The organism is Haloactinomyces albus (genome assembly GCF_031458135.1).
GTDB lineage: Bacteria > Actinomycetota > Actinomycetes > Mycobacteriales > Pseudonocardiaceae > Haloactinomyces > Haloactinomyces albus.
Map to the genome: position 1 here is coordinate 2,982,006 of NZ_JAVDXW010000001.1, position 17,762 is coordinate 2,999,767.

A 17,762-nucleotide genomic window follows, 5' to 3' on the forward strand; every position below is an offset into this window, starting at 1 on the left:
TTCCCCTCCGGCAGCGTGCCCATGGCACGCGTGTGGCCGGCGTGAGCTGATGCGGAGCCGATCGTGATCACAGTCGAGAACCTGACCAAGTCCTTCCCGCACGACAAGGGTGCCGTCGTCGCCCTCGACAACGTGTCCATGCAGGTCCCGGCGGGAGCCGTCTGCGGAGTGGTCGGCTCCAGCGGTGCGGGCAAGTCCACCCTGGCCCGCTGCATCGCCCTGTTGGACAAGCCCGACAGCGGATCGATCAAGGTGGACGGGACCGACCTCGTGGCGCTGGACGGCAAGGCGCTGCGTGCCGCGCGGCGCCAGATCGGCGTGGTGCCGCAGGGAGATACGCTGCTGCGCCAGCGCACTGCCGCGGGCAATGTGGCATTGCCGCTGGAGGCGGCGAACATCTCCGCACCGCAGCGCCGTAGCCGCGTGGCCGAACTGCTCGATCTCGTCGGCCTGACCGACAAGGCGCCCATCTACCCCGACCAGCTCTCCGGCGGTCAACGGCAGCGTGTGGCGGTGGCCCGCGCGCTGGCCGCCCGCCCTTCGGTGCTGCTGGCCGACGAACCGACCTCGGCGCTGGATCCGTCCACGACGGACTCGGTGCTGACCGTGCTCGACAGGGCCCGTTCCGAACTCGGTGTCACCGTTCTGGTCGTCACGCACGACATGGCGGTGGTTCGGCGCATCGCCGACGACGTTGCCGTGCTGGAGCAGGGCAGTGTCGTCGAGCACGGCAAGGTGCTCGACCTGGTTGCCGAGCCCGGTAGCCGGATCGGTTCGACACTGCTGCCCGAAACCGACCAGAGCGAGTCCGTGCCCGCAGCGGCTGCCGGACACGACGTGGTCGCCGAGGTGGTTCTGGTCGGCTTCGCCGCCGTGGGAGCTCTCCTGCCGGAGGCATCGAGCCGGTTCGGTGTGGAGTTGTCGATCCTCGGCGGCGGTCTGACGCGGCTCGGGGAAACCCCGGTGGCCAAGTTCCGGATCGGCCTGTCCGGTGAGCGCTCCGAGTCCGCGCTGAAGTGGATGGTCGAGCGCGACGCCCACGTGCGTCGTGCCCCCGTGAGTGTTGACGGAGTTGCCGCGTGAGTGAAAAGACCCCCTGGTCGGAGGTCATCGAACTGCTGCTTCCCGCCACCGGCGAGACGGTGTACATGGTCCTGACCGCCACCCTGCTGGCGGTCGTCGGCGGGTTGCCCATCGGGGTGCTGTTGCATGTGACCGCGCCGTCCGGCCTGCACCCTCGCCCGCTGGCGCACCGCGTACTCGGCGTGATCGTGGATGTCGTGCGGTCGGTCCCGTTCGTGGTGCTGCTGGTCGTGCTGGCCTCGCTCACCCGATTCCTGGTGGGCACCGCGATCGGCAGTACCGCGGTCATCGTGCCGCTGACCATCGGAGCGATCCCGTTCTTCGCTCGCCTGACCGCGAACGCTCTGCGGGAGGTCGACACGAGCATCGTGGAAGCCGCGATCACGACCGGCTCGAGCAAGCTGCGGATCGTCCGGACCGTCCTGCTGGGAGAGGCCAGGGCCGCGCTGGTGGGTGCGGTCGGAGTGACGGCCGTGGTGCTGATCGGCTACGCGGCGATGGCGGGCGCCATCGGCGGCGGAGGCCTGGGTGCCACGGCGATTCAGGACGGTTACCAGGGCTACGACGACCGGATCCTGTACAGCTCGGTGATCGTGCTCGGCGCGCTTGCCTGGGGAATGCAGCTGATCACCGACTTCATCGCCAGGATCGTGGATCGTCGGCGCACCGCCACCAGTGCTTAGGGCCGAACGGCTGACCGAGCAGACATATCCGAGGTTTTTCCTTCATTCGAGTCCGGAAAGGTAGGACATGACATGCGTTTGAGATCCCTTGTGGCCGTGTTGGCTGCTTCCGCGATCGCGCTGACGGGATGCAGCGGTGACACCGAGGCGGCCGGGGACTCGACGGTCCGGGTCGGGGTGACTCCCCAGCCGCACGGCGAGATCCTGCAATACGTCAAGGACAACCTCGCCGAGCAGGCAGGCATCAGCATCGAGATCAAGCAGTTCAACGACTACAACCGCCCGAACGCGGCAGTGCTGCACGGGGAACTGGATGCCACCTACCACCAGCACAAGCCGTTTCTGAAGACGTACGAGCAAGAACGGGGCGGCGATCTGGTCTGGGTGGCTCCGGTGCACCTGGAACCGCTGGGGCTCTACTCGAAGAAGTACTCCTCGCCGCAGGAGATCCCGAACGGGGCGACGATCACGATCCCGAACGACCCGTCGAACCGGGCGCGCAGCCTCAAACTGCTCGAGGACAAGGGACTGATCACGCTCAAGCCCGGAGCGGGCCAGGAAGCCGGCGTTCGCGATATCGCCGAGAACCCCCGGAACCTGCAGCTCCAGGAGCTCTCGGCCAGCCAGATCCCGAGGACGCTGCAGGACGCGGCCGCCGCGGTGGTCAACGGCAACTACGCGCTGAAGGCCGATCTCGACAAGCCCATCGCGATCGAATCCCCCAAGGGCAACCCCTACGTCAACGGCCTGGTCACCAGCTCGGCCAAGCAGGACAACCCGGAGATCGCCAAGCTAGCCGAACTGCTCACCTCGCAGGAGGTCACCGACTTCATCAAGCGCGAGTACGGCGGGCAGTTCGTCATCCCGGCGAGCTGACCGCCACGGAGGCCACGGTCACGTGCCGAATCGGGTCGGTGTTGGGGCGACACCGAGCCGGTTCCGACACGTACGCTTGAGGTGTGCTTTCCGTGGTACCTACCCCGATCACCGTCCGGGTTCCGGCCAAGGTGAACCTCCACCTGTCGGTCGGGGACACCCGCGCGGACGGTTATCACGAGTTGGCGACCGTCTTTCAGGCGCTATCCATGGTCGACGAGGTCACCGTCCGTTCCGCCGAGGACTCGGGGATCGACGTACACGGTGAGGGAGCGGGCTCGGTCCCCACCGGGCCCGGCAACCTCGCGTGGAAGGCGGTGCGTGTCCTCGCCGAGCGCTGCGGCCGGGATCCGGATGCGCCCGGTGTGCAGGTGTCGATCCACAAGGGCATCCCCGTCGCCGGGGGGATGGCCGGTGGCAGCGCCGATGCCGCCGCCACGCTCTTCGGTCTCAATGCCCTGTGGCGGTTGGAGATCGGCCGCAACGAGCTCGCGGATGTGGCCGCCCAGCTCGGCAGCGATGTGCCGTTCGCGCTGCAGGGAGGGACCGCGCTGGGGACCGGCCGTGGTGAACGGCTGGTGCCCGTGCTGGCCCGTCACACGTATCATTGGGTGATTGCCCTGGACCAGCACGGACTCGAAACTCCTGATGTCTATCGGGAGCTGGACCGGCTGCGGCGGGGATCGACCAACAACGGGATGGGCAATGTCGAGCCGATGCTGGAGGCACTGGCCTCCGGTGATCCGCGCGAGCTCGCTCTCCTGCTCGGCAACGACCTGCAGGCGGCCACGGTTTCACTGCGGCCCGGTCTGCGTCGTACCCTGCGTGCCGGAGTGGACGCGGGTGCGCTGGCGGGCGTGGTCTCCGGTTCCGGACCCACCTGTGCCTTCCTGTGCGAGAGTGCGGACTCCGCCGTCCGGGTGGCTGCCGAGTTGTCGGGGGCGGGTGTGTGCCGGACGGTGCGGGTTGCTCAGGGGCCGGTGCACGGCGCGCGCTTCGTCGGCGACGACCGCGCGGATCGGCCCACCCCGCCGACACCCCCCCAGGTCCACGCGTGAGGGACGATTTCGCGAGAAATTGGTGTTCACCCGGGTGACGGCGTAACGGTGATTTTCTCGCGAAATTGGTCGAACACGTCGCTACACGCCCACGCTACGCAGTCAACGGAGTAACGAACACCTGATGGTGAACCTGGTCAACCTGGAATCGGTCAGCAAGAGCTACGGCGTGCGCCCGCTGCTGGACGGGGTGTCGTTGGGCGTCGCCGCGGGCGACCGCATCGGTGTCGTCGGCCTCAACGGCGGGGGCAAAACCACGCTGCTGGAAGTGCTCTCCGGTGCCGAAGAACCCGACACCGGCCGAGTCAGCCACAGCCGCGACCTGCAGATGGCCGTGGTCACCCAGCGCACCGAGCTGCCCGAGGGGGCGACCGTCCGCAATGCGGTGCTCGACCCGCACGGTTTCACCGCCGAACACGAGTGGGCCGCAGACCCGAAGGTGCGCTCGGTGCTGACCGGTCTCGGCATGAGCCGCCTCGGACTGGATACCCCGGTCGGGGACTTCTCCGGAGGTGAGCGGCGCCGCGTGGCGCTGGCCGCCGCGCTGGTCCGTGACCTCGACGTGCTCGTTCTCGACGAGCCCACCAACCACCTCGACGTCGAGGGCGTGCGCTGGCTGGCCGATCACCTGCTGTCCCGGCGCTGCGCACTGATCATCGTTACGCACGATCGCTGGTTCCTGGACACCGTCTGCAACCGCACCTGGGAGGTCACCGACGGCCGCGTCGAACAGTACGAGGGCGGCTACGCCGATTGGATCTACGCGCGGGCCGAGCGAGCCAGGCTGGCCCAGCAGGCCGAGGAGAAGCGTCAGAACCTGGCTCGCAAGGAACTCGCCTGGCTGCAGCGGGGTGCCAAGGCCCGGACGTCGAAACCGAAGTTCCGCATCGAGGCGGCCGAGGCACTGATCTCCGATGTCCCGCCTCCGAGGGACACCGTCGAACTGGTCTCGTTCGCGAAGCGGCGGCTCGGCAAAACCGTGGTGGAACTGGAAAACGTCGACCTGAGCATCGATGACCGTACCCTGCTCCAGGACGTGACCTGGCGGATCGGACCGGGCGACCGGATCGGTGTGGTCGGTGTCAACGGTTCCGGTAAGACCACACTGCTGCGACTGCTGGCCGGGGAACGGGAACCCGACAGCGGTCGGCGCATCGAAGGCAAGACGGTCCGGCTGGCGCATCTCACCCAGGAGCTGCACGACCTGCCCGGACATTGGCGTGTGCTGGAGGCGGTCGAGGACGTCGCCAAGCACGTGGTGCTCGGCAAGCACGAACTGTCGGCCTCACAACTGGCCGAGCGGTTCGGCTTCGGCAAGGGCAGGCAGTGGACTCCGGTGGAGGATCTCTCCGGTGGAGAGCGGCGCCGTCTGCAGCTTGCGCGGCTGCTGATGTCCGAGCCGAACGTGCTGGTGCTCGACGAGCCCACCAACGACCTCGATATCGACACGCTGCAGCAACTCGAGGACCTGCTCGATACGTGGCCGGGCACCCTCGTGGTTGTCTCCCACGATCGCTACCTGGTCGAGCGTGTCTGCGACACCGTGGTGGCGTTGTTCGGCGACGGAGGTGTCACGCACCTGCCGGGAGGCATCGAGGAGTATCTGCAGCGGCGGCACTCGCTGCTCAATTCGTCCGAGCAGCGTCTGGGGAAGCAGGCCGAGCAGAACGGGAAACCATCCGGGGCCGCTGCTGCGGCGGACTCCCGGCAGGGTGGTCTGTCGGGCTCCGAGCAGCGTGCCGCGCGCAAGGAGCTGTCGCGGCTGGAAAGGCAGCTCGACAAGCTCGGCAAGCGCGAGGACGAGTTGCACGAGAAGCTCGCCGAAGCGGCCACCGAACCGGAGCGATTGCAGACGCTCAACACCGAACTGCAGACATTGCAGGACGAGAAGGACGGCATCGAGACCCGCTGGTTGGAGCTCGCCGGACAATTGGGCTGAGCGCGAAGCCCCCGGGAGAACTGCGACCGCAGGTGACGACGCGCCGCTGCGTCGACTGTCGCGTGGATCACACCGGACGTAGGCTGCTCTGCGTGAGTCGGTTCATGAGCACGCTGGTGACATCGGCGGATGCGAACACGGGTGCGTCGGCACGAGGGATCACGACGGGCGAGCCCGAGCAGCCCCGTCGCCGGACCTGGGGCGAGATACATGCGGAGGCGCTGACGATCGCGGGTGCCCTGCGCGCTCCGGAAGAGGGAGCGGGAGTCGAGCCGGGTGCTGCGGTGGCGATCCTCGCCGCGGACCCCGCCCTGATCGCTCCCACCGTGCAGGCGGTGTGGCTGGCCGGTGGCAGTGTCACGATGCTGCATCAGCCGACCCCGCGCACGGACCTGGAGCACTGGGCGCAGGACACGATCCGGGTGCTCCGGATGATCGATGCGCGCCTGGTGTTGCTGGGGTCCCCGTTCGAGCAACTCGCCGATGTTCTCGCCCGGCACGCCATTCCCCACCGCGAACTGCCCGGGCTCGCGAGCATGGCAGAGCCCCTGACGGAACCGGTCGACGTTGCCGAGGACGCGGCGGCGCTGCTCCAGCTCACCAGCGGTTCCTCCGCGGAGCCCAAGGCGGTCCGGATCACCCACGGCAATCTGTACTCCAACATGCGGGCCATGGTCACCCGTGCCGAACTGGACCCGGACACTGATGTGCTCGTGTCGTGGTTGCCGCTGTTTCACGACATGGGCATGGTCGGGTGTCTGACCGTCCCGATGGCCATCGGTCTGGAGAGCGTGAAGGTCACGCCCGCCGATTTTCTCGCCCGGCCGTTGCTGTGGCCGGAACTGATCAGCCACTACGGCGGTACGGTGACGGCCGCTCCGAACTTCGCTTACGCGATCGTGGGCAAGCGCATGGCCAGGGCCGACGACGGTGCTTTCGACCTGTCGAGTCTGCGGTTCGCGCTCAACGGTGCCGAACCCATCGACCCGCAGGCGGTGCGGACGTTCACCGACGCGGGTGCGCGATTCGGCATGCGCTCCGAATGCGTGGTGTGCGCGTTCGGGATGGCCGAGGTGACGCTGGCGGTTTCGTTCGCGCCACTGAACCGCGGTATCGAACTCGACACCGTCGATGCCGCGGAGTTGGAGAAGCGTCGGCGGGCGAAACCGGTCGATGCGGAATCGGCACACGCCCGACGCTTCGCAGTGCTCGGCCGCGCCCTACCGGGATTGGAGATCGAGGTCGTCGACGACTCCGGCAACACGCTCGGGCACCGGGAAGTCGGAAAACTGCGCGTCCGCGGGGACGCGGTGACGCCGGGATACCTGACCGTGGACGGACCGTTGCCCGCCCAGGACGCCGCCGGGTGGCTGGACACCGGCGACGAGGGCTATCTGGCAGACGGCCGGGTGGTGATCTGCGGGCGACGCAAGGACGTCATCATCATGGGTGGACGCAACATCTACCCGGTCGATATCGAGCGCTCCGCGTGCGAAGTCGACGGTGTACGCGCAGGCAACGCGGCGGCGGTGCGTCAGGATCCGGGCAGCAGGCGGGAGCGCTTCGCCGTGGTGCTGGAGTCCGGAGTGGCCGGCGACGAGATGGCCGAGAAGGCGCTCGGCAAGGAGGTGGCGGCCCGTGTGGTCGACGCCGTCGGTGTGCGCCCTTCCGCCGTGGTCGTGGTCGAACCCGGCAGCCTGCCCAAGACTCCTTCCGGCAAGCTCAAGCGTGCCGCCACGGCCGAGCTCGTCCACGAGTGACGAGCTCCGGGTCAGTGAAAGCGGTTCTGGGCTGCTTCGAGTCCCTCGGCGGCGAGGACTTCGACGACATCGGCGCAGTGATCCACGAAGTAGCCGAGTTCACGGCGTTCGCTGCCGGAGAAGTCCTTGAGCACGAAGTCGGCCGGATCCATCCGGCCCGGGGGACGGCCCACACCGAAACGCACCCGCAGATAGTCGCGGGTGCCGAGTGACTTCGTGATCGACCGGAGCCCGTTGTGCCCGTTCTCGCCGCCACCACGCTTGAGCCGCACCGTGCCGTACGGCAGGTCCAGCTCGTCGTGAATCACGATCACCGACTCGGCGGCGACCTTGTAGAACTTCGACACTCCGGCGACGGGACCACCGGAGAGATTCATCAGTGCACGAGGTTTGGCCAGCACCGCACGGACTCCGGCAAGTCGTCCCTCGACGACCTCGGTGCCGCTTTTGTGGGCCTTGAACTTCCCACCGGCGCGATCGGCGAGTTCGTCGGCGACGAGGAATCCGATGTTGTGCCGGTTGCCCGCGTAACGCGGGCCGGGATTACCCAGCCCGACGATCAGCGCGAGGCCGTCGAGTGCTTTCTCCGCTCCGGAGGTGGTCACCAGGCAACGCTCCCGGTTCAACTCGAATGCCCGGAGCAGGCGGCGCGCCTGCTCTCGACCGCCTTGGGCGGAAGAGGCACGCGCGCCGCGGGCCGGGCCCGACGTCGTGGCCTCAGGCTTGCTCGCCTGCGGTCTCGTCCTCGGAGGCCTCCTCGACGACGCCCGCACCCTCGGTGTCGATGTCCGACTCCATGTCGGACTCGCTGGGCGCCTCGGTCACGTTGACGACCAGCGCTTCCTCGCCGGTTTGCAGTGTGACACCGCGGGGCAGCGAGACCTCGGAGGCGTGGATCATGGTGCCTGCCTCGGCACCGTCGATCGAGAGCTCGATCTGCTCGGGAATGTGCAGGGCCTCGGCTTCGAGCTGCAGCTCGTTGAGGTCCTGGGTGACCAGGGTGCCGGGGGCGGCATCGCCGTTGATCACGATCGGCACGTTGACGGTGACCTTCTCGCCGCGCTTGACCAGCAGCAGGTCCACGTGCTCGACGTGGTTCTTGACCGGGTGAGCCGTAATGGTCTTGGTCAGTGCGAGCTCGCTGGCGGATCCGGCCACATCGAGGGTCAGCACCGCGTTGCGCCCGTTCTCGCGGATGGCGCGGGCGAACTCCACTGCGGGCAGGGACAGATGCTTGGGGTCGGAACCGTGACCGTAGAGCACTGCGGGGATCTTGCCGGCACGGCGGGTGCGGCGGGCCGCACCTTTGCCGAACTCGGTGCGCGGTTCGACGGTGAGACGTACCTCGGACACGGTGGTGCACTCCTATGGCGTCGGGCGAAACGTGAATCGGTCGCTGGCCTGCGGCGGCGGGGCGCGCGACTGGCGTCGGTCGGAACCGTGTGTGAACGCCCACCGGCGTCCGCGCTCGGACGGCGGTGGGTTCGATCAGCACGTCGGCGGCCACCAGCCGCCACGTCGATCACGCCGGGTGGTTCTCCCGGCCTCGCCGAGGCAACCCGAACAGTCTAATCGGCATCGTGGCGTGCCTGCGCACCGGGGTGCCGGTATGCGCTGCCCGGTTGACCCTGTCCTCGGCCGGATTTTTGCAGTTTCGCGCGAAACTGCAAAAATCCGGCCGAGCTGTGCCGGGATGGCTGTGCCGTGCTCTTCCGCACAGTCCGCTCGACTATTAGTTTGATCACCATGTCTGCCGATGTGACCTCCGAAGGTCCGGCCACCACGGGCTGGCGTGCCCGGCTCACCCAGATCGGTCCCGGTGTCATGGCGGCGGCCACCGGGGTGGGCGCGGGGGATCTGGTGGCCACGATGGTCGCCGGATCACGCTACGGTTACACGCTGTTCTGGGCCGTGGTCGTCGGAACGGTGTTCAAGCTCGCACTCGGCGAGGCCGTCGGCCGCTGGCACCTGAGTTCGGATCGCACGCTCCTGTCGGGTTGGCGCACGCTGGGGCGCTGGGCCACCGGCTACTTCGGTGTCTATGTCGTGCTTTGGGGATTCGTCTACGGTGCCACCGCCATGTCGGCTTCGGCGCTTCCGCTCAACGCGATGTTCCCCGCGTTGTCGGTGCGGTACTGGGCGATGCTGTGCGGTCTGGCGGGGCTGGCGCTGGTGTGGTTCGGGCGCTACGCCCTGCTCGAGAAGGTCATGACCGTGCTGATCGGGGTCATGTTCGTGACGGTCGTGGCCACGGCGATTCTCGTCGGCCCGAACCTCACGGCGCTGGGCGGCGGATTGGTGCCGTCACTGCCGGACGGGTCGATCGTCTATGCGCTCGGGTTGATGGGCGGTGTTGGTGGCACGATCACGATGGCCGCATACGGGTACTGGACCTTCGCCAAGGGTTGGCGGTCGCCGAAGTGGCTGCCGTTCATGCGTACCGACAACGCGACCGGCTACCTCACCACGGGGATCTTCGTGGTCGCGATGCTCGTGATCGGGTCCGAACTCCTGCTCGGGCGGCGGATCATCGAGGGCGACGAGGGCCTGCTGTACCTGGCCGACACACTGGCCGCCGACTATGGGCAGTGGGCGCGGATCCCGTTCCTGGTCGGTTTCCTCTCCGTGACGTTCACCTCGCTGATCGGGGTCTGGAACGGGGTGAGCCTGTTGTTCGCCGACTGGTGGCGAACGTGGCGCCTGCCCCGGGAGGCGAAGCCGGAGACAGCAGGTGACTACACCCACAAGGCCGGGGAGCGCAGCACCTCTTTCCGGCTCTACCTCCTGTGGCTGACGTTCCCGCCGATGGCGCTGCTGTTCCTGGACCGGCCGTTCCAGCTCACCATCATCTACGGGGTGCTGGGCGCGCTGTTCATGCCCTTCCTGGCCGGAACGTTGCTGGTGCTGCTGAACTCCCCGACGCTGATGCCCGCACAGCAACGTTCGCGGTGGCTGTCGAACACGGTGTTGGCGTTGTGCCTGGTGCTGTTCGTGACGTTGGCGGTGAACGAGCTGGTGGGCCTGCTGACCTGAGGCGACAGAGCACAGCGGCAGGGGAGCGCGGCCGGTTGGTCACGACTCCTGTCGCGGGCTGTCGCCGAGATGTCGTTGGCCGTCACCGACGCGGTCGATGTGCCGGGCGGTGTAGTCGGCAACGACCCCCGGTCGACCACGGGGAATCCAGTGTCCCCCCGCGACAGTGCGCACCCGCAGCTCATCGACCCAGCACGAGATCCCGGTCTGTAGCGGCACGGAGACGAACACATCCCCGGTCGGAGCCAGTACCTGCACCGGCACGCTCGTCGATCGATGCTGCGGTGCGGTGAATCGTCCGCGCATGTTGGCCCGATACAGCTTGAGACCGTGCAGCAGATCCGGTAACCGCCGGTGGGGCCGTACCGGTTTCTCGTCTCCGGCAAGGCCCAGGTGTTCCAGCCGGTCCAGCATCCGGCGACCGAAGCCGGTGCGCCACAGCAGCTCGGGCAACGGTGCGAGGTGGAAAAACCCGATGTAGCCGGAACGCACCAATTGGCTCAGCAACTCACGCAGCGCGCGGGGATGTGGCCGCAGCCGGGAGCGCATCCAGTGCGCGGCATGGTCCAGGCAAGGGCCGGAAATCGACGTGTAGGAGGCGATACGCGCCGAGAGCCCGCCGGTTACCGCGTGCCAGGACTGAATGGAGCCCCAGTCGTGGGCGAGCAGATGTACCGGGTATCGCGGACTCACCGCGTCGATCACGGCGCCGAGGTCCGCGGCGAGCCGGTCGAGTTGATATGCCCGGAGACCACGGGGTTTGGCGGACTCGCCTGCTCCCCGGACGTCGTAGCGCACGACGTGGAAGCGCTCGGACAGGTGCCCGGCCACGTCCTCCCAGATCGAACTGTTGTCCGGATAGCCGTGCACACACACCACTGTCGGCCGGTCCGGATCGCCGCTCTCGCGCACCGCCAGCGACAACCCGTCGCCGGTGGTTACCCACCTGTTGATTCCCCGTCTGTCATACATGCGGCCATGCTAGAGACGGACAAAAACCGGCGACGCCTCCCCGGTCTCCCCGGTGGGGAGGCGTCGCCGGTGTCGGTGATGCTCTCGCCGCTTCAGGCGTGGCCGTTGAACAGGCTGGTCACCGAGCCATCCTCGAAGACCTCCTGGATGGCCCGTGCCACCAGTGGGGCCACCGAAAGCACCGTGAGCTTGTCGAACTTCTTGTCCTCGGGGATCGGCAGGGTGTTGGTCAGCACGACCTCCTTGGCACCGCAGGAGGACAGCCGTTCGACCGCCGGGCCGGAGAGCACCGCGTGGGTGGAGGCGATGATGACGTCCTTCGCACCGGCCTCCAGCAATTGTTCGGTGGCCTTGGTGATCGTGCCGCCGGTGTCGATCATGTCGTCGACCAGCACGCACAGTCGTCCTTCGACGTCACCGACGACGCGGTTGGCCACGACCTGATTGGGCTTGCTGGGATCGCGGGTCTTGTGGATGAACGCCAGCGGGGTCCCCCCGAGATTGTCGGCCCACTTCTCGGCGACACGCACCCGGCCGGAGTCCGGCGAGACCACTGTGATCGCCTCGTCGGTGTAGGTGTCGCGAACGTAGTCCGACAGCACGGTCTGGGCAAGCAGGTGGTCGACGGGTCCGTCGAAGAAGCCCTGAATCTGGTCCGTGTGCAGGTCGATCGTCAGGATCCGGTCCGCACCGGCGGTCTTGAACAGGTCCGCCATCAGTCGTGCCGAGATCGGCTCGCGACCCTTGTGCTTCTTGTCCTGGCGGGCGTACCCGTAGAACGGCATGACCACGGTGATGCGCTTGGCGCTGCCGCGCTTGAGGGCATCCACCATGACCAGCTGTTCCATGATCGCATCGTTGAGCGGGTGGCTGTGGGCCTGGATGACGAACACATCGCAGCCGCGGACCGACTCGTCATACCGGACGAAGATCTCACCGTTGGCGAACTCGTAGGCGGCCTGCGGCGTGACGGTCACGTCGAGCTGCTTGGCCACCTCCTCGGCAAGTTCCGGGTGGCTGCGGCCGGAGACAAGCTTCAGGCTCTTCTTCGGAGTCGCAGACATGGCACTCACGGTTATCGTCCCTCCCGGTCGTCGCCCGTCACGAGGCGTCACTCGTCGGATCGGTCGTTGTTTCTCGGTCCGCCAGCGCGCGCTGTGCGGCCTGGTCGGCGGTGGTGCCGGGTCGGCGCTTGGCCACCCAGCCCTCGATGTTGCGTTGTTTCCCTCGTGCGACCGCCATAGCGCCCGGTGGGACATCCTCGGTGATGACCGAACCCGCAGCGGTGTAAGCGCCGTCGTCCACGTGCACCGGGGCGACGAACATGTTGTCCGCGCCGGTGCGGGAATGGGACCCGATCACCGTGTGGTGTTTGGCGACACCGTCGTAGTTGACGAAGACCGTCGCGGCACCGATGTTGGTGTGCTCGCCGATCGTCGCGTCTCCGACGTAACTCAGGTGGGGGACCTTGCTGCCCGGGCCGATCTCGGCGCTTTTGACTTCGACGAAGGTCCCCACCTTGGCGTCGGTATCGAGACGGGTACCGGAACGCAGGAACGCGAACGGGCCGACCGATGCACCGGGGCCGACCTCGGCCTGCTCGCCCTGGGTTCGCACCACGGTGGCTCCCCCTCCGACGGTACAGGCCGTCAGAGTGGTTTCGGGGCCGATGGTGGCCCCGGCACCGACGGTGGTTCCGGCGCGGAGCTGCACGCTCGGCTCCAGGACCACGTCCTGGTCGAGTTCGACGTCGCAGTCCAGCCATGCCGAGTTCGGGTCCGTGACCGTGACGCCCTGGCGCATCCAGTGCAGCAGTAGCCTGCGATTGAGCTCCGCTCCCAGCTTGGCCAGCTGTACGCGGTCGTTGATGCCTTCCACGAGCCACGTATCGGCACATACCAGGGTACCTGCCCGAAGGCCGTCCTGGCGGGCGATCGAAACCAGGTCGGTGAGGTACAACTCGCCCTGGGCGTTGCCGGTGGAAAGCCGGTTCAGTGCGTCCCCGAGGAAGGCCGCGTCGAACGCGTACACCCCGGAATTGATCTCCTGGATCGCTGCCTGCTCGGACGTGGCGTCCTTCTGCTCCACGATGCCGGTGACGTCACCACCCGTGTCGCGTACCATCCGCCCGTACCCGGTCGGGTCCTCGACCACTGCGGACAGGACGGTGACCGCGTTGCCGGAGTCCCGGTGCTCGGTCAGCAGGCCACGCAGTGTGTCGGCGTCGAGCAGTGGGACATCGCCGTAGGTCACCAGCACCGTGCCTGCAGTACCCGCTCCGGAACGGGCGAGCTGTGCCATTCCACAGGACACCGCATGGCCGGTGCCGAGCTGCTGCTCCTGGACCACGGTACTGATCGTGCGATCGAGCCTGTCCGCCAGTTCCGTGAGGTGCTCGCCGACGGCCTGCCTGCCGTGTCCGATCACGACGGTCAGGTCCTCGGGTGCGATTCCGGCGGCGGCGCGGACGGCGTGCTCGATCAGCGGCCTGCCGGAGAGCCGGTGCAGCACCTTCGGTGTCGCCGATCGCATGCGAGTGCCCTCGCCCGCGGCCAGCACGATGGTGCTGACGGAGCCGGAGGACACGCCGTCCGAAGGCGGCCGGGCGGTTGCGCCCTCGAGCATCGATGCTCTCCCTCGGTATCGAGCGGGTTCGACGCCGGATCACCGGTCCACTCGTCCGGAGCTCGCCATGCTCTCGCTCAGTGGGTGAGGCGCTGGGAGTCAACCCGGTGGCTACCGGTAACCGTGCATCCGATCGGGTGAAGGGTAACCGGCCGGACGAAGCGGGGAACCGGTGCCCCGTCGGTCCGATGAGCCGCGTCTCGGTGGTCACAATGGTACCGGGCATCTCGGAAGGTCGCTGTCGGATGCCGACAGCCGACCAGCACAGGTTGATTTCGCGTGGTCGTGTGGAATCGCAGGCACGGCACTTCCGTGCCGTGAGCCGGGACCGGGCTCAGCCGTGCCGGGGCGGGTGCAGGCACCGAATCCGCCGCCTCCCCGCTTCAGATCTCCTCGGGAGGGATCCAGGCCTGGGGCCGGGCCGGGACGCTCGTATCCGTTTCGGCGGAGCAGGCCGATACCTGGTTTCCGCCCTGGCGTTTCGATCGGTACATCGCGGCGTCGGCGCGTGCGAGAACCTGACTGCCGGACTCCTGCGGACGCATCGAGACCACTCCGATCGACAACGTCACGCCTCGCGTGTGCGATGCCGCCAGACCGGAGACGGCTCCGACAGCCCTTCCGAGCGCGGTTTCGGCCGCTGTGAGGGTGACTCCGGGAAGGAGGACGACGAACTCGTCACCGCCGTACCGGGCCACCAGGTCGTCGGCGCGCAGTGTGTCCTGCAGGGTGCTCGCGATCACCCGCAGGACATCGTCTCCCTCGGCGTGGGAGCCCTGGTCGTTGACTTCCTTGAACCCGTCGAGATCGACCAGCGCCACCGACAGCGGCTGGGAATCGGGCTGTTCGAGCAGGGCTTCCAACCGACCGTCGAGGGCGCGCCGGTTCGGCAGACCGGTCAGCGGATCCTGCAGCGCCTGCCGCGCGATCGCACCGTGCGCACGGGCCAGCTTGGAGTGCGCCAGCCGCGTCTCCAGCGTGGAGCTGCGTGTCTGACGCGTTCCCCACAGTTTGTCCTCGAGCTCGGCGACGTAGTCCTGCAATGCCTGCTTGGCGTCGAGACTGCTCAACTCGGTGAGATGGGCATATTCGCGGAGCAGTGAAATCCGCAGGCTTGGTTCGGTGGCCTCGCGAACGATGGTCTCGCGTGTCCGGGCCAGTACCTCGACCGCATCGTGGCCCCGGTCGGCACGAGTCAGGCACCGCGCGAGCGCGAGCGCGACCATGATCTTCTCCCGCGGATAGGTCGCCCGTTCCGGTGAGCTCAGCAGCTCCAGACGTCCGATGTGCTCCGGGCTCGGACGCGCCAGTGCGTGTGCGGCACCGAGCACCGGCATCTGGTCGGCGGCGGGCTTGCTCGCCACTCGCGGAAACAGCGATTCCCGCCACGGTCCCTCGACGGCGAGCGCGATGGCCGAAGCGGTGGCGAAGCGCTCGGAGGCCTCGTCGTCCTTGTCGGCACGTTCCAGCCGCAGTCCCCATCCCAGCAACATCCGACAACGGTTGATCATGTGTACGGCGATGTCGTGCGGCCCGCCGCTTTCCCGGATCCGGTGATGGGCACGGGCCATGACCTCGTTGGCCATCTCGTAGACGCCGAGCTGGGTGAGCACGAGACCGATGTCGATGAGTGCGGTGGCCAGTAGCCGCTCCCAGGAACGACGCCCGAGCATGGTGTCGGGGATCAGTTCGTCGTCGAGTGTGGCCAGAGCCTGCGCGAGCTCGCTCAGTGCGTTGTCCGGGTTGCCCGCCAGAGCCGATTGGCGCCCCCGCAGGGCGCGCGCGTCGGCTTCCAGCACGTCGAGTCCGTGCCTGCGGGTGTGCGCGAGCAACTCGTCGAGCAGGGGGTCGGCACTGTCGCTCAGGCCGGGTGTGGTCAGCCGCATCGCAGCACAGTGCCGGGTGATCTGGGCGATGACGCGGGGGTCGCCCCGCTGCTGGGCTTCGGCGAGTAGTCGGTCGGCCTCGCGAATCGTCGAGAGCTGATTCGGACCGTTGCTGTGCTGCGCGACGGCGTTCAGTTCGTGTGCGCGTCCGACCAGCCACGCGTCGGACATCTCGCCCAGCGTGGCGGCCTCGTCTTCCCGCGCATCCACCGTGTCGTCGTGCAGCGACGTACACCCCCTGCCAACTCCGTCCGGTCGCGGCCGACCGGACGGCGTGGTGGTCAACTCTGCCGTACCGGGATGCCCGGTAGCTCCGCCGCCAGGATTCGAACCTGGACTATCGGAACCAAAATCCGATGTGCTGCCTTTACACCACGGCGGACCGCGCGGCATCGACATCGGCGAAGCCGGTCGGATTCCGCTGCTTCCGCAAAGCCTACCGAGTCGCCTCGCAGTGCCGCTGCCGTACCGCCAACATAGTGGCATGTCCGTCGAGGGGTGATGACCGCGGCCACCGTGAAACGAAGGATCGCCGGGTAAGGAGGGATTCACCGTCGGTGAGGCAGGCCACGACCACGGCAGCCGGTGCCGGGGTGGCGTGGCGACATGACTCAACTTACGCTTGCGTAGGTTACGGTTCCGTAGGCTGGAGGTATCCGGCAACGGACGCCCCGAAACCGCCGCCGTCGCGCTCTTGGGGCGAGTAGACCCGAGAGTGCCCTCGATTCGTCCCGGCCACGACAACCCGGCACTGATCGTTTCGTTCCCACCACCCGATCCAGTTGAGGTAGTGAGCATGACTGCAGCAACCGAGAGCGCCGATCCTGCGGCGTCCCGATCCTCCGCCGGTTCCGGTCCGAAGCCGTTGACCATGGGCGATAAGCCCCGGATCGCGCAGGTGTCGGTGTACGTGTTCGTCCTCGTCCCGCTCGTCGCACTGATCGCGGCGATTCCCGCCGCTTGGGGCTGGGGGCTCGGTACGGTGGACATCTCCCTGGCCGTGGTCTTCTACGTCGCCAGCGGCCTCGGCGTCACGGTGGGTTTCCACCGGCTGTTCACCCACGGTTCCTTCAAGACCAACCGTGCCGTGAAGATCGCCTTGGCGATCTCCGGGATGACCGCCGTGCAGGGACCGGTGATCACCTGGGTCGCCGACCACCGACGGCACCACGCCTACTCCGACCGTGATGGCGACCCGCACTCGCCGTGGCGGTTCGGTAGTTCACCGGCTGCGCTGGCCAAAGGGTTCTGGCATGCCCACATGGGTTGGTTGTTCGAGCGCAGCCTGACCAATGTCGACCGCTTCGCGCCCGACCTGCTCAAGGACCGGGTGCTGTCGCGGATCAACCGGTTGTTCCCGTTGTGGACCGTGGCCAGCTTCGTGGCTCCTGCTGTCCTGGGCGGATTGATCACCTGGTCCTGGTGGGGCGCCCTCACGGCCTTCTTCTGGGCGGGACTGGTGCGTGTGTCGGTGCTGCACCACATCACGTGGTCGGTGAACTCGATCTGCCACATGATCGGGGAGCGGCCGTTCAAGAGCCGGGACAAGGCGTCGAACTTCTGGCCGTTGGCGATCGTGTCCTTCGGTGAGTCCTGGCACAACTCGCACCACGCCGATCCCACCTGTGCGCGGCACGGTGTGCGAAAGGGTCAGTTGGACATCTCCGCTCGCGTGATCTGGCTGTTCGAGCGGCTCGGCTGGGCATGGAAGGTGCGTTGGCCGAACGAGAAGCGGCTCGCCCGCATCACGGCGACCGAGCATCAGTCCTGATTCACGACTTCCGGGGACCCGGCTCTCGATGAGCCGGGTCCCCGGAGGCATATCGCGGCCCGGTGCCGCACGACGG

The 17,762-nt window shown here is 67.6% G+C and carries 14 protein-coding genes and 1 tRNA gene; 8 read left to right on the forward strand and 7 right to left on the reverse strand.

Going from position 1 to position 17,762, the window contains the following annotated elements; all coding sequences use genetic code 11:
• Window positions 1-63 precede the first annotated feature (63 nt).
• The 6 genes from JOF55_RS14120 to JOF55_RS14145 all read left to right on the forward strand — a co-directional run bounded on the left by JOF55_RS14120 (window position 64) and on the right by JOF55_RS14145 (window position 7,399).
• The gene (locus JOF55_RS14120) at window positions 64-1,083 is read left to right on the forward strand and encodes a methionine ABC transporter ATP-binding protein (protein WP_310274357.1); all 1,020 of its coding nucleotides are present in this window, start codon (window positions 64-66) and stop codon (window positions 1,081-1,083) included.
• Window positions 1,080-1,766 carry a methionine ABC transporter permease gene (locus JOF55_RS14125; RefSeq protein ID WP_310274359.1) on the forward strand — a complete coding sequence of 229 codons (687 nt, stop codon included), beginning with the start codon at window positions 1,080-1,082 and terminating at the stop codon, window positions 1,764-1,766. The genes JOF55_RS14120 and JOF55_RS14125 overlap by 4 nt, the downstream gene beginning before the upstream one ends.
• A 72-nt stretch (window positions 1,767-1,838) precedes the next feature.
• Complete coding sequence (locus JOF55_RS14130) at window positions 1,839-2,642, forward strand: MetQ/NlpA family ABC transporter substrate-binding protein (RefSeq protein ID WP_310274361.1); 804 nt, start codon at window positions 1,839-1,841, stop codon at window positions 2,640-2,642.
• 83 nt (window positions 2,643-2,725) lie between these two features.
• Window positions 2,726-3,700, forward strand: coding sequence for a 4-(cytidine 5'-diphospho)-2-C-methyl-D-erythritol kinase (locus JOF55_RS14135; protein WP_510184011.1), 975 nt, complete (start codon window positions 2,726-2,728; stop codon window positions 3,698-3,700).
• 124 nt (window positions 3,701-3,824) lie between these two features.
• Window positions 3,825-5,639 carry an ABC-F family ATP-binding cassette domain-containing protein gene (locus JOF55_RS14140; RefSeq protein ID WP_310274365.1) on the forward strand — a complete coding sequence of 605 codons (1,815 nt, stop codon included), beginning with the start codon at window positions 3,825-3,827 and terminating at the stop codon, window positions 5,637-5,639.
• 92 nt (window positions 5,640-5,731) lie between these two features.
• Window positions 5,732-7,399: a fatty acyl-AMP ligase gene (locus tag JOF55_RS14145; RefSeq protein ID WP_310274367.1), complete on the forward strand. Its 1,668-nt coding sequence runs from the start codon at window positions 5,732-5,734 to the stop codon at window positions 7,397-7,399.
• Window positions 7,400-7,410: 11 nt separating this feature from the next.
• Here the strand turns inward: JOF55_RS14145 and pth are convergent, their stop codons facing one another.
• Together pth and JOF55_RS14155 are read right to left on the reverse strand one after the other, a co-directional pair.
• Complete coding sequence (gene pth, locus JOF55_RS14150) at window positions 7,411-8,004, reverse strand: aminoacyl-tRNA hydrolase (RefSeq protein WP_310274369.1); 594 nt, start codon at window positions 8,002-8,004, stop codon at window positions 7,411-7,413.
• A 112-nt stretch (window positions 8,005-8,116) separates the two neighbouring features.
• The gene (locus JOF55_RS14155; RefSeq protein WP_310274371.1) at window positions 8,117-8,752 is read right to left on the reverse strand and encodes a 50S ribosomal protein L25/general stress protein Ctc; all 636 of its coding nucleotides are present in this window, start codon (window positions 8,750-8,752) and stop codon (window positions 8,117-8,119) included.
• Between the two features lie 393 nt (window positions 8,753-9,145).
• Between JOF55_RS14155 and JOF55_RS14160 the strand changes: the two genes are divergently transcribed.
• The gene (locus JOF55_RS14160; protein WP_310274373.1) at window positions 9,146-10,432 is read left to right on the forward strand and encodes an Nramp family divalent metal transporter; all 1,287 of its coding nucleotides are present in this window, start codon (window positions 9,146-9,148) and stop codon (window positions 10,430-10,432) included.
• Window positions 10,433-10,471: 39 nt separating this feature from the next.
• On the opposite strand, the gene JOF55_RS14165 is transcribed toward JOF55_RS14160, so the two are convergent.
• From JOF55_RS14165 to JOF55_RS14185, 5 genes are all read right to left on the reverse strand, one after another.
• Window positions 10,472-11,404 carry an alpha/beta fold hydrolase gene (locus JOF55_RS14165; RefSeq protein ID WP_310274375.1) on the reverse strand — a complete coding sequence of 311 codons (933 nt, stop codon included), beginning with the start codon at window positions 11,402-11,404 and terminating at the stop codon, window positions 10,472-10,474.
• A gap of 92 nt (window positions 11,405-11,496) precedes the next feature.
• Window positions 11,497-12,477 (reverse strand): ribose-phosphate diphosphokinase, encoded by a 981-nt coding sequence (locus JOF55_RS14170; RefSeq protein ID WP_510184012.1) that lies wholly within the window; start codon window positions 12,475-12,477, stop codon window positions 11,497-11,499.
• Window positions 12,478-12,505: 28 nt separating this feature from the next.
• Complete coding sequence (glmU, locus tag JOF55_RS14175) at window positions 12,506-14,029, reverse strand: bifunctional UDP-N-acetylglucosamine diphosphorylase/glucosamine-1-phosphate N-acetyltransferase GlmU (protein WP_310274379.1); 1,524 nt, start codon at window positions 14,027-14,029, stop codon at window positions 12,506-12,508.
• Window positions 14,030-14,412: 383 nt separating this feature from the next.
• On the reverse strand, window positions 14,413-16,086 hold the full coding sequence (locus JOF55_RS14180) for a GGDEF domain-containing protein (protein WP_374727494.1): 1,674 nt from the start codon (window positions 16,084-16,086) through the stop codon (window positions 14,413-14,415).
• Window positions 16,087-16,226: 140 nt separating this feature from the next.
• Window positions 16,227-16,297, reverse strand: a tRNA-Gln gene (locus tag JOF55_RS14185).
• 414 nt (window positions 16,298-16,711) lie between these two features.
• Between JOF55_RS14185 and JOF55_RS14190 the strand changes: the two genes are divergently transcribed.
• Complete coding sequence (locus JOF55_RS14190) at window positions 16,712-17,686, forward strand: acyl-CoA desaturase (protein WP_310274382.1); 975 nt, start codon at window positions 16,712-16,714, stop codon at window positions 17,684-17,686.
• The last annotated feature ends 76 nt before the right edge of the window (window positions 17,687-17,762 follow it).